The organism is Actinophytocola sp., assembly GCF_035712165.1.
In the GTDB taxonomy this organism is placed as follows: domain Bacteria; phylum Actinomycetota; class Actinomycetes; order Mycobacteriales; family Pseudonocardiaceae; genus DASYTH01.
The window spans coordinates 1-14,286 of sequence record NZ_DASTBH010000016.1; the positions used below are offsets into that span (position 1 = coordinate 1).

13 protein-coding genes and 1 pseudogene are annotated in these 14,286 nt (G+C 71.0%); 10 read left to right on the top strand and 4 right to left on the bottom strand.

All coding sequences use genetic code 11. The annotated features are described in order from the left end of the window. The 4 genes and pseudogenes from VFO68_RS00760 to VFO68_RS00775 form a co-directional block, all read left to right on the top strand. A pseudogene (locus tag VFO68_RS00760) lies at positions 1-540 on the top strand (hypothetical protein); the annotation flags it as partial. A gap of 424 nt (positions 541-964) precedes the next feature. Continuing rightward, positions 965-1,162: a hypothetical protein gene (locus VFO68_RS00765; protein WP_325156147.1), complete on the top strand. Its 198-nt coding sequence runs from the start codon at positions 965-967 to the stop codon at positions 1,160-1,162. 165 nt (positions 1,163-1,327) lie between these two features. Further along, positions 1,328-1,699 carry a VOC family protein gene (locus tag VFO68_RS00770; RefSeq protein ID WP_325156148.1) on the top strand — a complete coding sequence of 124 codons (372 nt, stop codon included), beginning with the start codon at positions 1,328-1,330 and terminating at the stop codon, positions 1,697-1,699. 933 nt (positions 1,700-2,632) lie between these two features. Continuing rightward, a complete protein-coding gene (locus VFO68_RS00775) occupies positions 2,633-3,310 on the top strand; it encodes a RibD family protein (RefSeq protein WP_325156149.1) in 678 nt (225 codons plus the stop codon). A 23-nt stretch (positions 3,311-3,333) separates the two neighbouring features. Here VFO68_RS00775 and VFO68_RS00780 read toward each other — a convergent pair whose 3' ends face one another. From VFO68_RS00780 to VFO68_RS00790, 3 genes are read right to left on the bottom strand one after another with little or no spacing between them, the layout of a single operon-like run. Continuing rightward, positions 3,334-3,861, bottom strand: coding sequence for a DUF6448 family protein (locus VFO68_RS00780; protein WP_325156150.1), 528 nt, complete (start codon positions 3,859-3,861; stop codon positions 3,334-3,336). Positions 3,862-3,895: 34 nt separating this feature from the next. Beyond that, positions 3,896-4,135: a hypothetical protein gene (locus tag VFO68_RS00785; RefSeq protein WP_325156151.1), complete on the bottom strand. Its 240-nt coding sequence runs from the start codon at positions 4,133-4,135 to the stop codon at positions 3,896-3,898. Then, positions 4,132-5,694, bottom strand: coding sequence for a multicopper oxidase family protein (locus tag VFO68_RS00790; RefSeq protein ID WP_325156152.1), 1,563 nt, complete (start codon positions 5,692-5,694; stop codon positions 4,132-4,134). Before VFO68_RS00790 ends, VFO68_RS00785 begins: the two co-directional genes overlap by 4 nt. A 148-nt stretch (positions 5,695-5,842) precedes the next feature. Between VFO68_RS00790 and VFO68_RS00795 the strand changes: the two genes are divergently transcribed. The 6 genes from VFO68_RS00795 (at position 5,843) to VFO68_RS00820 (ending at position 13,043) form a co-directional block, all read left to right on the top strand. Continuing rightward, positions 5,843-6,541, top strand: a complete 699-nt coding sequence (locus tag VFO68_RS00795; RefSeq protein ID WP_325156153.1) for a response regulator transcription factor — start codon at positions 5,843-5,845, stop codon at positions 6,539-6,541. Next, complete coding sequence (locus tag VFO68_RS00800) at positions 6,541-7,650, top strand: sensor histidine kinase (protein ID WP_325156154.1); 1,110 nt, start codon at positions 6,541-6,543, stop codon at positions 7,648-7,650. The genes VFO68_RS00795 and VFO68_RS00800 overlap by 1 nt, the downstream gene beginning before the upstream one ends. 287 nt (positions 7,651-7,937) lie before the next feature. Then, a complete protein-coding gene (locus VFO68_RS00805; RefSeq protein WP_325156155.1) occupies positions 7,938-8,873 on the top strand; it encodes a HesA/MoeB/ThiF family protein in 936 nt (311 codons plus the stop codon). After that, positions 8,870-10,405 carry a cyclic nucleotide-binding domain-containing protein gene (locus VFO68_RS00810; protein WP_325156156.1) on the top strand — a complete coding sequence of 512 codons (1,536 nt, stop codon included), beginning with the start codon at positions 8,870-8,872 and terminating at the stop codon, positions 10,403-10,405. Before VFO68_RS00805 ends, VFO68_RS00810 begins: the two co-directional genes overlap by 4 nt. Further along, the gene (locus VFO68_RS00815) at positions 10,402-11,478 is read left to right on the top strand and encodes an Acg family FMN-binding oxidoreductase (RefSeq protein WP_325156157.1); all 1,077 of its coding nucleotides are present in this window, start codon (positions 10,402-10,404) and stop codon (positions 11,476-11,478) included. The genes VFO68_RS00810 and VFO68_RS00815 overlap by 4 nt, the downstream gene beginning before the upstream one ends. Then, positions 11,475-13,043: an MFS transporter gene (locus VFO68_RS00820; RefSeq protein ID WP_325156158.1), complete on the top strand. Its 1,569-nt coding sequence runs from the start codon at positions 11,475-11,477 to the stop codon at positions 13,041-13,043. Before VFO68_RS00815 ends, VFO68_RS00820 begins: the two co-directional genes overlap by 4 nt. 319 nt (positions 13,044-13,362) lie before the next feature. Here the strand turns inward: VFO68_RS00820 and VFO68_RS00825 are convergent. Continuing rightward, positions 13,363-14,286: hypothetical protein (locus VFO68_RS00825; RefSeq protein WP_325156159.1), on the bottom strand; the 924-nt coding region annotated here is incomplete at its 5' end.

Sequence of the window (14,286 nt, forward strand, 5' to 3'; positions counted from 1 at the left end):
CGCGGGTTCATCTGGCAGAACGGCCGGATGCGCGACCTCGGCGTCGGCGGATACACCCAACCCCTCGACATCAACAACCGAGGTCAGGTGGTCGGCTGGTCCGGCCGCGGCGTCGATGGCCCTCAGCACGCATTCCTGTGGCAGCGCGGTACGGTGACGTGGCTGACGACCGGCATGGGGAGCCGGGCCACCGCCATCAACGACCGCGGCCAGATCGCCGGTGGCGTCACCGACTGGACAAGCGAGCCGATGAACCGCGCGGTGCGCTGGTACCGCGGCAACATGACTTACCTCGGCTCGTTGCCGGGCGGCAATGCCAGCACCGCGGTCGCGATCAATGAGCACGGAACGATCCTGGGCACCGGCAACGTCGCGCCGTACTCGGTCGAGGAGCACGCGTTCCTCTACTCGCGCGCCACCATTCGGGACCTCACCCCGGCCGGCGTCCCCACCGAGGCGGCCTACGGCGTGCAGGACATCAACAACCACGGTCAGTTGTTGATCGGCTTGGCGATCTACATCCCGGTACGGCACCGGTAGCGATCGGAGCAGACCGTTCAAACACAGAGGCGAACCGCCCAACTGCCGGGGCGGTTCGCTGGTGCTGGGGCACCGCCGTGGTCGCGGTGTCGGCGGCTGGAGCTGCCGTTCGTCCACGGCGCGGCGGAGATGCCGCGCCGCGAGCGGCCGCTGATCTACGAAAGGGCGAAGACGGCCGCGAGCACAACGCGCTGACCAGGGCCTGACCGAGCTCGGCTACCGGCTAACGGGAAAGGTCCCAACACTGCCGTTTCAACGTGATCTGCTCGGACACGCCCGCGCCATGAGTGAATTGCGCCGTCACTCGACCGTAGCGTCGCCCACCTGGGTCGTACGGCCCTACGCCCGGCTGAACCGGCGCGATTGGGTTGCGGTACGGGTCCGGCTCGGCTGGTATGGACGCCGTCGACGAAAGGGGCTCATCATGGCCGACAGAGAAAGACGGACACGCATCAACCGTGGCGGCGCGGGCGACGCCGTCTACGGCCTGGGTCTGATCGGCGCGCTGGTCTATTACATCCAGGCCGCGGACGACTTCTGGTCGGGTGTCCTCGGTGTCCTCAAGGCCCTCGTATGGCCCGCGTTCCTCGTCTACGAGCTGTTGAAGTCCGTCGCGGCGTAACGGATCCGGCTCGCTATCGCGGCGCACAGAGATCTCCTCGACGAGGCCGGCGGCGGCCGCGCACGTGCTCCCGAAGATCCCGTCCAGCGGGGTCGGATGACCCTGAGTGCCCGCTACCGCGCGGGCTAGAGTCCCACGTGCCGGCGGCAATGGAGGTGCGTTGCCATGACACATCCAGTGGTGCACTGGGAGATCGGCGGCCGGGACGCGGAGCGCCTTCGCGCGTTCTACGCCGACCTGTTTGGCTGGAAGATCGATGCGCAGAGCCCCGAGTACGGCTTGGTCGAGACCGGCGACGGCCTCGGCGGCGGCATCATGCGAACGCCGGAGCGGGTGCCGCCGTACGTGACCATCTACGTCCAGGTCCCCGATTTGGACGCCGCCCTGCTGCGTGCCACCGAGCTGGGCGGCAAGCAGGTCAAGGGCCCGACCCCAATCGAGAACGTGGGCGACTTCGCCCTGTTCGAGGATCCCGAGGGCAACGTGATCGGGCTGCTGGCCACGGGTATGGCGCCCGCTCAGCAGGCAGCAAGGTAGATGCAATGAATGGGTCGGCGTCGGCGTCGGCGACGCGTACGCGCGGAAACGCGCGTGGCGGCACAATGTCGCCACCAGCCAGCGCCGAGCCTCGGCAGGCACCGTCCGGCGAGTCCTCTCTCGAATCAGCCGCCGCCTAGCCGGACGTGCGCGCCAAGAGGCCTGGCAAGGCCGCGTCACCCACGTTCGCCCACCGCGCCCGCGAGGACGACCGGATCGCCGTCCTCGCGGGCGTACTTGATCGGCAGTGTGACCGATCGTCCAGTGCGCCGGGCCGCCGACCTAGGAATGCGAATGCAAGGACTCAGGCCGCGCAGCACCGAGCGTCGGCCCGGTCGACCGCCAGTCCTCGTACCACAATCGCGTCCTTTCATGGTCACCTCCGGAGAGCCGTCGGCTCTACCGTGCCGCGCAGCCCACCGGCGCGACAGGGCCGCGCGGCCCTGAGCAGAGGGCCGGCAGAAAAGGCGTCGGGCGGACGTTCGGCCGCTGGCTCGCTTCCGGGGCGGGCCCGCACCGGCGGGGCGACGACAGCGGCCGCGGCGCTGGCGGACTGCCCGCTGCTCAGCCGGACGACCACGTCAGTACGGCCGCGCGGGACCTTCGGCCCTGGCTCGTCAGCCGGCACGGGGCCAGCCTGAAGGTGAAGGGGGACGGACGCTATGACGCCGATCCGCTCGTGGCTGAGCGACCAGACCTGGATGGTACTGGCGCTGCTGCTCCTGACCGGCACGCTCCTGTGGCTGGTTGGGACCTGGCTGTGGCGCGCGCATCGCGAACCGACGGCCCGGAATGGTTGGCGGAACCGTTGACGCGTGCGCCACCCACGGCGTGTGGCGACCGCTGGCCGCCACGCCGACCGCGCGACCTACCGTTGTCGCGTGGTCGCCCGACCGGCTTCCCCGCACCCGCCCGGCCGTTGGAGGGAAACACGTGGATCGCCCTCGGGTCACCGTGCACAACACCGTCAGTCTCGACGGCCGGGTGACCGGGTTCCCGGTCGACCTGGGCTTGCACTACGAGATCGCCGGCAGCGTCCCGCACGACGCGGTCCTCACCGGCAGTGGCACGCTGTTGGCCGCCGCCCGCGCCGAGGGTGTCGACCTGTCCGGCGAGGACCCCGACGAGCGGGTGCCCGAGGCGGCGGCCGACAACGCGCGACCGTGGCTGGTGGTGGTGGACAGCCGCGGTCTGCTGACCCGGCTGGCATGGCTGCGCGGGCAGCCGTACTGGCGTGACGTGCTCGTCCTGTGTAGCCAGGCCACACCCGTCGACCATGTGGACCGGCTACGCCGGCATCGCGTCGAGCACATGGTGGTCGGCAACGACCGGGTCGACCTGCCTGCCGCGCTTGGCGCGCTCGCCGACCGGTATCACGTGACGGCGGTGCGGGTCGACGCCGGCGGTGCCCTCAACGGACAACTGCTGGCGGCCGGTCTGGTCGACGAGATCGACCTCATCGTCGCGCCGCATCTGGCTGGCGCCGGCGAAGCCGGCTCGGTCCATCTGGTCGACGGTGTGGCCGGCCCCCGGGGCCACCTGACCCTCGTCGAGGTGCGGCAGTTGCGCGACAGCCACCTGCGGCTGCGGTACACCGTCGCCCGACCGTGACGGCCGCGCACCGCTGCCGCCGGTCAGCCGTGGCCGTGTCGACCGTGCGGGTCGGCGTGCAGCGCCTGGTAGATGTGGTTGGTGTAGACCTGGAAGCCGAGTATCGCCTGCACGTATGCGCGGGCCGCGGTCACCGAGGCGTCCTTGCCCGCGGCGAGGCCGGCCACCTGGTCGATCCGGTGGGCCAGTTCGGTGTGCAGGTCGGCGGCCAGCAACCGGTAGACGTCCTCCACGTCGCCGGATTCGATGGCCTTCTCGGCCAGCGGGATGACCGGGCCGACGTCCAGCCCGGCAGGTTTGAGGCCGGTGTACGGGGCGTGCTCACCGGCGCGGTGCAGCCGGACCACGGTCTCGTAGAACCACCGCCGGGCCACGTCCGCGGCTGGACCGTCCGCGGTGTGCAGGGGCAGGACCCGGGCGAACGCGTCACGGATCTCGTCCTCGCGTTCGGCGGGCACGTACGGCAGGATCACGTCGACGTCGGCGGCGGTCAGCGCGCCGCGGGCGGCGGTCACGACCGGGCCGTCAAGGGAGTCGCAGTGCGGAGGCATCGTTCCCACTCCTTTGGTGTCTTCAGACCGGGTGTTACGCAGGGGTGTTGGGCATGGTCGTGTTCACCGCCGGGTGGATCGGCGCCGGGACCAGGTGCCGCTGTAGGAAATCCACCTCGTGGGTCGCCATCCGGTCGAACACCTCGCCCAGGTACGCGCCGAAATGACCGCCCGGATAGCGGCGCAGCTCCCCGCGGGGCGCCTGCTCGGCCACGGCCGCCCGCGCTCCGGGCGCGGCACGTCGCGGTGGAGCGGTCCGCGGTGCGACGTTCATGCCTGGTACGCCAGGTTGATCATCATGCCGGTCTCGGCGTGGTAGACGTTGTGGCAATGCGTCATCCACTGGCCGGGGTTGCTCGCCTCGAGGTCGACGGAGACAGTCTGGTGCGGGGTGACGATAACCGTGTCCTTGCGGGCGCCGGCGGTGCCGTTGGCCCCGGTGACGGCGAAGGTGTGGCCGTGTACGTGCATCGGGTGGAACATCGTGGTGCGGTTGACGAATCGCAGCCGAACCCGTTCGCCGTGGCGCACATACAGCGGTTTGGAGTCGCGGAAGGTCGCGCCGTTGATGGTCCACCGGTAGGGCATCATGCCGCCGCCAAGCACGAGCCGGTGGGTGCGGTCCGGTGCGCGGTCGGTCAGGCGTACCGGGTCGGCGGCGCGCAGAGCGGCGGTGTTGAGAACCCGCCGGTCCAGTTGGCCCGGTCGGACCGTGCCTGCGGACAGGCCACCGGCGCCGGTGCGCACCACGGCCAGGCCCTGCCCCGCCTTACCTTCGGCCACGGCGACCAGCGGAAACACGCCATCGGCGAGCGTCACGGTAACGTCGGCCCTCTCCCCCATGGCCAGCAGCAGCGCGTCGGTGCCGGTCGGTACGACCGGGAAGCCGTCGGCGTGGGTGACGGTGAGCCGGTGGCCGGCGAGTGCGACCCGGAAGGCGGTGTCGGAAGCGGCGTTGACCAGCCGGACCCGGACCCGCTGGCCCGGCTTGCCGGCCAGGGTGACCGGCGCGGCCGGTATCCGCCCGTTGATCAGATAGTGCGGGTATACGACGTCGCCGGCACCGCCGAGCAGCGGCGAAGTCATGGTCTCCATGCCACCCATGGGCATGCCACCCTCGCCCATGCCGGCACCTCCGTGCATGCCGCCCATGTCGTGGCCCATTCCGCCGTCGCCGTGCATGCCGCCCATCGACGCGAGGGAAGCGAGCACCTGCTCGGGGGTGCGGCCGGTGCCGTCGACCCAGTCGTCCAGGACCACGATCCATTCGGCGTCGTAACCGCCCGGCTCGGCCGGATCGTCGACGATCAGCACGCCGTACAGGGCACGGTCGAGCTGCACCCCGGAGTGCGGATGGTAGAAGTACGTGCCCGGATCGGGGGCGGTGAACTCGTAGGTGTGCCGGCCGCCAGACGGGATCGGCGGCTGTGTCACGCCGGGCACGCCGTCCATGTCGTTTCGCAGGGCGAGACCGTGCCAGTGCACGCTGGTGTCGGTCGGGAGCCGGTTGACCACCTGCACGCGAAGCAGGTCACCGGCGCGGACGCGGATCATCGGCCCCGGCGCTGTGTCGTCGTATCCCCACGTGCTGGCGACCGGGCCGCCGAGGTCGATGCTCACCGGCCGCGGGGTCAGCGTGGCGGTGACCGTGCCGGCGCTGGCCCGTCGTCTGGCGGCCTCGACCCGGCCGACCACGTCGGCATCCGGAGCGACCAGTGGCGGGTCGGGTGCCAGCAGGCCGTTGGCCCAGGCGGCGGCGCCCGCGGAGCCGGCCAGGCCGACCACTCCGGCGGTGCCGGCGAGCAGCCGCCTGCGGGTGATGACCGGTGACATCGGCGTTCCCTTCCAACAGCGGTCGTGATTGCAGCGTGGCCGGGCCCGTACGCCGGTGCCAAGGGCGGCGGGGCTTTCTTCAGCGAACCTTCATGGTTGGCGCCGGGCGTTTCGATGACACGCGCACCGGCCGGGCAGGATGGACGCCATGAGTACCCGTGTGCTGGTCGTCGACGACGAGCAGAGCCTGGCCAAGGTGGTGGCCAGCTATCTGGAACGCGACGGCCACGAGGCCATCTGCGTATTCGACGGCCCCGCCGCCGTGGACGCCGCCCGCGCGCACCGACCGGACGTGGTGGTGCTCGACCTCGGCCTACCCGGACTCGACGGCATCGAGGTATGCCGGCAACTGCGCACCTTCACGGACTGCTACGTCGTCATGCTCACCGCCCGCGCCGACGAAATCGACAAGCTCGTCGGCCTGGGGGTCGGTGCGGACGACTACCTCACCAAGCCGTTCAGCCCGCGGGAACTGGTCGCCCGCGTGCGGGTGATGCTGCGCCGACCCCGTGCAAGCACCGCGGGCACCCCGGCGGCGGAGGAGCCACCCCGCACCTTCGGCGCGTTGTCGATCGACGTCGCCGCCCGGGAGGTCAGTGTCGGCGCCAGACCCGTCGACCTCACCCGCACCGAGTTCGACCTGCTCGCCGCCCTGTCCGCCCGGCCGCGGGTGGCGTTCAGTCGCCGGACGCTCATCGAGGCCGTGTGGGGCGACGGATGGGTCGGCGACGAGCACCTCGTCGACGTTCACATCGGGCATCTGCGCCGCAAGCTGGGCGACGACCCGGCCGCGCCCCGGTTCATCCGCACCGTGCGCGGCGTGGGCTACCGGATGGGTGACGGCTGATGCCGAAGCTGCGGCTGGGCCTGGCCGGCCGGCTGTTCGTCGCGCAGACCTTCGTCGTGCTCGCCGGCTCGCTCACCCTCGGACTGGTCGCCGCCGCCGTCGGCCCGGCGATCTTCCGCGACCATCTCGGTCAGATTCCCGGACAGGTCGACGCCGAGGCGTTCCGGCACGTCGAGGAGGCGTATGCCTCGGCCAGCGCGGTGTCCCTTGCCGTGGCGCTGATCGCCGCCCTGACCACCGCGCTGGCGGTAAGCGCCTACGTCGCCCGCCGGGTGGCGCACCCGGTGGGGCATCTCGCCGCCGCGGCGGCGGACATCGCCGACGGGCACTACGCCACCCGGGTGGCCACGCCCGGCCTCGGCGACGAGTTCGACACCGTGGTCGCTGCGTTCAACACGATGGCGGGCCGACTGGCCGAAGTGGAGGCCACCCGTCGCCGGCTGCTCGCGGACCTCGGTCACGAACTGCGCACGCCCGTGGCCACGATCGAGGCGTACGTCGACGCCGCCGAGGACGGCGTGCTCGTACGCGACGAGGACACTTGGGCGGTGTTGCGCGCCCAGACCGGGCGGCTGCGCCGGCTCGCGGAAGACATCGCCGCGGTTTCCCGGGCCGAGGAACACCAACTCGACCTGCATCCGCGCCGCGTCGCCGTGGCCGACCTGGTCAGGTCCGCTGTGGCGGCGGCCCGCCAACGGTACGCGGAAAAGGGCGTCGTCCTCGCCGAGTCGGTCGCCGCCGACCTTCCCGACGTCCACGCCGACGACGAACGCCTCGACCAGGTGTTGGGCAACCTGCTCGACAACGCGCTGCGCCACACGCCACCCGGCGGAACCGTCACCCTCACTGCCGAACGAGACCCCGCCGGAGTCCGGATCTCGGTCATCGATAACGGCGAAGGCATCGCCGCCGAGCACCTGCCGCACATCTTCGAACGCTTCTACCGTGCCGACGCCGCCCGCGACCGCACCCGCGGCGGATCCGGCATCGGGCTGGCCATCGTGCGCGCCATCGTCGCTGAGCACAACGGTCGGGTCACCGCCACCAGCGACGGTTCCGGACGGGGCGCCACCTTCACCGTAACGCTTCCCGCCGCGCCACGCCGCTGACGCGTACTCGGGCGGGAGTTCCACGCCTTTGTCCGCGCGGGTCGATACACGCCATGGCCGAGCCTGACCGGTGGCGTGTTCGTCATGCTGTTTCTCAGAAGCATTCCTGAAGAGACGGTAAAGGTATCGTGAAGCAATTCTGAAATTGACGGCACTTGCCTGGAGCCGCAGCCAACGGCATATCGTTTGGGTCTTAGGTCCCTACGCTCCAGTTCGTTCACGGCGTACTCGTTGACGCGAATCGTCGACGAATGGGGGGAACCGTGATAACGAACTCGTCCGCGGTCGTGGTTGAAGACCTACCGGGCGTCGGGTCGCCCGAGGATTTCTACGCCGCACTGACAGCTCGCAACGCGGGCCTGATCGGGGAACGCGAGCAGGACTTGCTGCGCCGGGCGACAATCCTGGTCGCCGGGTGCGGGTCGATCGGCGGTGCGGTCGTCGAGCCGCTGGTGCGACTGGGCGCCGAACGCCTGGTATTGGCCGAACCGGACGCTTACGAGCTGTCCAACCTCAACCGACAGCATGCCGCCGCCGGTGACGTCGGCCGCAACAAGGCACTGGTGTTGGCGGAGGCCGCCCGTGCGGTCAACCCGTACGTGCGGGTGGAGGTCGACGAACGCGGCGTCGTGGCGGCCAACGTAGCCGAGCGGGTGTCGGAGGCATCGCTGATCTTCGACGGCGTCGATGTCACTACCGCGCAGGCGTTGGCGTGCAAGTACGCCCTACATGTCACCGCCCGGGAGGTAGGCGTGCCGGTGGTGTGTGGCTACGACATCGCCGGGGTGCAACTCGTCCTCGTCTACGACTACCGGGTACGGTCGCTGCCGGTTCTCGGCGGGCGGCTTTCCGGGCAACCGGTCGACGGTCTGGACCCGCTGCGCTTCCTGGCCCGGGTGGTGCCGCTGCGGGCGCTACCGGTGGAAATCTTTCCGGTGCTGCGCCGGCAACTCGCCGACGGCGCCGAACCATTTCCTCAGCTCGTGTACAGCGCGCAACTGTTCGGCGCGATAGCGGCCCGGGTCGGATTGGATCTGCTGGCGGGCCGGGCGGTGCGCAAGCGAATCCTGGTCGACGCCCACCGGCTGCCTCGGCCGGTGTCCGCGCGGTGCCGGGTGGCCCTGGCACGGTGGGTGGAGCTTGCCCGGATGGGCCGTACCGCCCTGCGCTACCGGCACGGCGCGCCGGCCCCGGCGACGCCTGGTGGACGGGGTACGTCATGACCGCCGTCGTCGAGCACCAGCGCGCCTGGACCGCGGTGCCGGTAGACGGTTCCGAAAAGTCATACGTCCAAGGCGTTCTGGGCGCCGGGGCGGCGGTACGCCTGCCGTCTCTGCTGCGGACGCCGTGGCGGAAAGGGCTACTTCACCGGCGCGAACGGCACGGCATAGCGGTGGTCGCGGCGCCCACCACCGGCCTGCGCGACGGCGACGTGGAGGCATTGCTGCGCTTCAGATTCGCGCAGTACCTCGACATCGGTTTCATCGACCCACATCTGGCCTACAGCGAAGGAATGAGCGGCGAGCCCGCGTCGGTCGTCGCCGCGAACGACCTGCACCTGGTCGCCGGCGTGCCAGCCACCGGTGAGATTCTCTGTTATGCGGTGTTGGAACAGCCGCCGGCCGCCCCGGACGGAACCCGGCTGCGCACCGCGCGACGCCCGCTGTTCCCGGTCGAAATGGTGCATGGCGCCGGGCTGTACAACCGGTTGCCGATACTGCCCGACCTGCCCGTGCGGAAGGTTCGTGAACTGGGCCGGTTCGTCAAGAACCAGCGACCGACGGCCCCCCGGGAACTGTGTATCCGGGCGGTGGTCGAACTCGCTGCCGCGGTGCTGCAGGTCGTCGCGGGACCGCTGCGGTTCGAGGTCGACGCCGTAGTCGGAGACCTGGAGGAACACGTGGCCAAGCAGAACCTGGACTTCTTCCACGTCCCATCGGTGGTACTGCACGGCAGTGTGCCGTACCTACCCAGCGCCTCCTACCTTGCCCCTCGCTATGTGCGGCACGCGGTACACCCGTTCGCCTGCCTCACCGGTGAACTCGCCTGCGTGCTGCCCCGACTAGCCGCCGTGGAGGCCGCGCTGAACCTGCCTGGCAAGCTGGCCCTGCTCGCGCTGTTGCGCCTCCAGCGACGCACCGCGGCGCCCGCGCCGAGCATGCTCCGCCCCGACCCGGCGCCCACCGCGCTGGACCAACTGGCCCTCGACCAAGCGGACACCACGATGCCGCAGCGGGCCAGCCTGTTGCGGCAGGCCGAATGGCTGCGCCGTTGCGAGGTGTTCGCCCCGCTGTCGGTGGCCGAGGCGGCGATGTTGTGCACCCTGATGGAACCGGTACATGTGCCGGCGGGCCAGCCACTGCTGCGGCAGGGTGAGCCCGGCGACGGCTGGTACCTCATCGAGTCCGGCCAGGCCCGGATCGAATACGCCGACCGCAAGGACACGCCGATGCCGGCGGGAATGCTGGAGCCGGGCCAATGCTGCGGGCACTTGGCTGTACTGACCGACAGCGACCACCACGCCAGCGTGGTGGCGGCCACCGACATGACCGTGCTGCGGCTGAGCCGGCAGGCGCACGACACGTACCTGGCTGGACTACCCGACGTCGGTGACCGGCTGACCCGGCACGCGCTGCGGCAATGGACTGAGCTCAATCGACTTCGCCAGCAAGCAGCCGCGTTGACCACGGCGTGCGGCTGTGGAAACGGCTGCGGCTGCGGCGCACCCGCCGCAGGAGAGGAGACACCATCATGACCGGCTCGTACGCCGATGAGTGGCGGGTCGCCGCAGACGACTTCCCCGCGCACGGCGGACCGGCGGAGAAACTACGGTTCCTCGCCCGGTATGCCTTGCTGGCGCCCTCTGGGCACAATGGACAACCGTGGCGGTTCCACCTGGCCGGCGACGTGCTGCAGATTCGCGCCGACCACACCCGTGCGCTGCCGACCATCGACCCGCACGACCGGGAGCTGCTAATCGCTTGTGCAGCGGCCCTCCACCACGCCCAGGTCGCGGTGCGCCACTTCGGCTACCAGCCCGTGATCGCGATCCTGCCCGAGTCCGCCGACGCCGACCTGGTCGCCACACTCCGGATCGGCCCGCCGGTCGGGCGACCGCCCGCCGGACTGTTCGCCGCCGTCACTACCCGGCACTGCAATCGCGGCCCGTACCGGAAGCAGCCGCTGTCGATGGCGCAACTGGAGCGACTGCGCGCCGCCGCCGTCGCCGAGGGCTGCTGGCTGGCCGTTATCACGGACCGGTCCACGAAGGCCGCCGCCGCGGACCTGATCGCCGCCGGCGATCGGATCAAGTGGCGCGACCCGGAGTTCCGCAATGAGCTCGCCGAGCGGCTCATTCCCAACCGCGGCCGGCGCCGTGACGGCATGCCCGGCTACGCCTTCGGGATACCGGGACCCGCCGCCCGCCTGGCCCCGACGGTGGTACGCCGCCTCGACCTCGGTTCGCTACGCGCGCACACCGACCGCGCCGCTGCCAACGCCAGCCCGGCACTACTGGTGATCGGCACCGACCGCGACGACCCGCCCGCCTGGATCGCTGCCGGCCAGGCCATGTCCCACGTCCTGCTTAGCGCCACCGCCGAGGGCTTGGCGACCGCCTTCCTCAGCCAGGCGATCGAGGTGCCCGAACTACGCCCGCGGCTGGCCGCACTGCTCGAGCACCGCGGCCAACCGCAGATCCTGCTCCGTGTCGGTCACCCACGCCGCCGCCCCCGGCTCGCACCGCGCCGCCCAATCGACGAGGTCCTCACCAGTACCGGCCCGGCCGGTGACGGGAACGCCGCGACGACACCGAGGAGACCGTCATGATCACCGACCAGGTGACCGGCCACTACCAGCCACAACCAAAAGTGACATTGGCGCCGCCGCGCGCCTGGATGGCCGTCGTGGTACTCAGCGTCAGCCTGTTGATGATCGGCCTGGACAACACCATTCTCAACGTCACCCTGCCCACCCTGCAACGCGACCTGTCAGCGACGTCGGCACAGTTGCAGTGGATCGTGGACGCCTATCTTCTCGTCTTCGCCGGTCTGCTGCTGACCGCCGGCAACCTCGGCGACCGCTGGGGTCGTCGGCGGGTATTGCAGGCCGGGCTGGTCGTGTTCGGCCTCGGCTCTGCGCTCGCGTCGCTGTCGGACACCCCGACGCAGCTCATCGTCAGCCGCGGTCTGATGGGCGTGGGCGCGGCGATGATCATGCCATCGACACTGTCCATCATCACGAACATCTTCACCGGGCCGCGGCGGGCCAAGGCCATCGCGATCTGGACCGCCGTGGCGGGCCTGGGCATCGCCCTCGGCCCAGTCACTGGAGGGTGGCTGCTGGAACGGTTCTGGTGGGGTTCGATCTTTCTGGTCAACGTCCCCATCGCGGCCCTGACCATGGCTGCCGGAGCGGTGCTGGTGCCTGAGTCGCGCGACCCGGCCGCCGGACCCCCAGACCCGATCGGTGTGATCCTGTCCATCACCGGGCTGCTCAGCCTGGTGTACGGGGTGATCGAGGCGCCATCGCGGGGCTGGACGGACCCGGTCACGCTTACCGCGTTCGCCGCGGCCGTGCTGATCCTCGGCGCATTCGGATGGTGGGAACTACGAACGCCCCACCCGATGCTGCAGATCCGGCTGTTTCGTAACCGTCGCTTCAGCGTCGCCAGCACCGCCATCGCGCTGGCCTTCTTCGCCCTGTTCGGCGCCCTGTTCTTCCTCACCCAGTACCTGCAACTGGTCCTGGGCTACTCCGCACTCGGCGCCGGCGCGCGAACCGTGCCGGTCGCCGCGGGGCTCATCGTCGGCGCGGGCATCAGCGCGCCACTGACGGCACGGGCCGGCACGAAGCTCGCCGTGACGCTGGGGATGGTCCTGGCCGCCGCGGGTCTGGGTGTTCTCACCCAGGTCACCGCCACCAGCGGTTACCCCCCGGTCCTGACCGCGCTGATCCTGGCCGGGACGGGCATCGGTATCGCCATGGCACCCGCCACCGACTCGGTCATGGGCAGCCTGCCACTGGCCAAGGCCAGCGTCGGGTCGGCGATGAACGACACCGCCCGCCTGATCGGCGGCGCGTTCGGCGTGGCCGTCCTGGGCACCGTCATCTCCCAGGTGTACACCGACCACGTCACCGGTCCGACCGCGTCGCTGTCCGCGCCCGCGGCCGGGGAGGCTCGCGACTCGCTCCAGGCAGCGTTGCAGGTCGCTGCACAAGTCGGGGACCCGGCGGCCGCGTCGCTGGTGGCCGCGGCCCGCGCCGCGTTCACCGATGCCGTCAACGCCGCCGCATTCGTCGGCACCGCAGTCGCTTTGGCCGCCGCAGCGGTTGCCCTCACATTGTTGCCGGGACGACCCGCCGGCTGGTCGGGCGAAGACGCGCAGCCGTAGCCACACTCGACCCGCCGGTCGCGGTAGGGCCAAGTCCGGCTTGAAGGGCTACGGCCAGAGGGCCGCGGCGGTGGCCCGGCGGCGGTGAGCGCGGCGGCCACGGCGGCGTCGCTATCGCGCACGGCGGTGAAGATCGTCAGACCGCCGGCTGCCATGGCGTGGCCGCCGCGCACGATGAACACCCGCCGCAGCCACGTACGCAGCCGCGGCGGTACCCGGTCGACGTCGCCGGTCGAACCGGCGGCCGGGCAGCGGAGGTCCTCGGGGAGCAGCGCCGGACAGCCAGGCCGCGGCGATGCTGCGGTCTGGCCCATCGGGTTCAGCTCCCGCCGGTGGTGGGGGTGATGGTGCGCCGCACCAGGATGACGGCGGCGGCGGCGAGCACGGCGAGCCAGGCGAGGGCGATGAGCAGAGCCCGGGTTTCGTCGAAGCCGGCGGTGAGGCCGCCGTCGATGAGGATGCGGTAGGCGCCGTAGCCGGGCAGGTAGGTTGCCCAGGGAGCGGGTTCACCGCGCAGCATGGGGCTTTGGCCGATGCCGACGTCGAGGAACGGGATGAGGAAGGCGATGAACACGCCGGCGACCCGGCCGAAGATCGGCGCGAGGAGCACGCCGAGGAAGGCGTAGGTGACGGCGATCAACGCGTTCGCGACGGCGTACCAGACCCACTGCCGCGCGTCGAAGACGAACGCGGCGATGGCCAGGGACACGCCGGTGGCCAGGGCGGTGGCGACGCCGATGACCGTGAGTCGGGCGGCGAGGGCCACCCCGGGACGCAGCCCGACCAGGGCGACGCGCCGGTCCCCGGGGCCGGTGTCCAGCACGACGAACAGCCCGGCCAGGGTGGCCAGCGCGGCCACGGCGATGGGGGCCATGGTGCCGGCGTGCAGGTCGAACACGTCGAACACCCGGGCCGCCCGGACGCCGTCCTCGGCGACCACGATCGACGTGGGCCGGTGCGGGGTGATGGCCTGCGCGGCGAGGATGAACACCGCCGGGACCGCGACGAGGAGCAGCCACAGCACCGGGTTGCGGCGCCAGTCCCGCCACCCCATCCGGGTCGCCGCGACGAACGGGTCACTGACCGAGCCCGGCCGGGCCCGCAGCCGCCGCCGGTGGGCGAGCCGCACCGTGGCGATCACCACGGTGAATGCCACGGCAAGCGCGCCCACGGTCCACAGGGAGGCGACGCCGAGGGCGCCGAGGCGGCCACCGTGGCGCAGCGGCAGGTCAGTCATCCACAG

Excerpts from the sequence above, each read along its gene's own strand:
- VFO68_RS00785 (WP_325156151.1), bottom strand. The coding sequence starts at position 4,135 with ATGAACGTCGCACCGCGGACCGCTCCACCGCGACGTGCCGCGCCCGGA.
- VFO68_RS00770 (WP_325156148.1), top strand. The coding sequence starts at position 1,328 with ATGACACATCCAGTGGTGCACTGGGAGATCGGCGGCCGGGACGCGGAG.
- VFO68_RS00820 (WP_325156158.1), top strand. The coding sequence starts at position 11,475 with ATGATCACCGACCAGGTGACCGGCCACTACCAGCCACAACCAAAAGTG.
- VFO68_RS00765 (WP_325156147.1), top strand. The coding sequence starts at position 965 with ATGGCCGACAGAGAAAGACGGACACGCATCAACCGTGGCGGCGCGGGC.
- VFO68_RS00795 (WP_325156153.1), top strand. The coding sequence starts at position 5,843 with ATGAGTACCCGTGTGCTGGTCGTCGACGACGAGCAGAGCCTGGCCAAG.
- VFO68_RS00810 (WP_325156156.1), top strand. The coding sequence starts at position 8,870 with ATGACCGCCGTCGTCGAGCACCAGCGCGCCTGGACCGCGGTGCCGGTA.
- VFO68_RS00815 (WP_325156157.1), top strand. The coding sequence starts at position 10,402 with ATGACCGGCTCGTACGCCGATGAGTGGCGGGTCGCCGCAGACGACTTC.
- VFO68_RS00790 (WP_325156152.1), bottom strand. The coding sequence starts at position 5,694 with ATGTCACCGGTCATCACCCGCAGGCGGCTGCTCGCCGGCACCGCCGGA.
- VFO68_RS00800 (WP_325156154.1), top strand. The coding sequence starts at position 6,541 with ATGCCGAAGCTGCGGCTGGGCCTGGCCGGCCGGCTGTTCGTCGCGCAG.
- VFO68_RS00780 (WP_325156150.1), bottom strand. The coding sequence starts at position 3,861 with ATGCCTCCGCACTGCGACTCCCTTGACGGCCCGGTCGTGACCGCCGCC.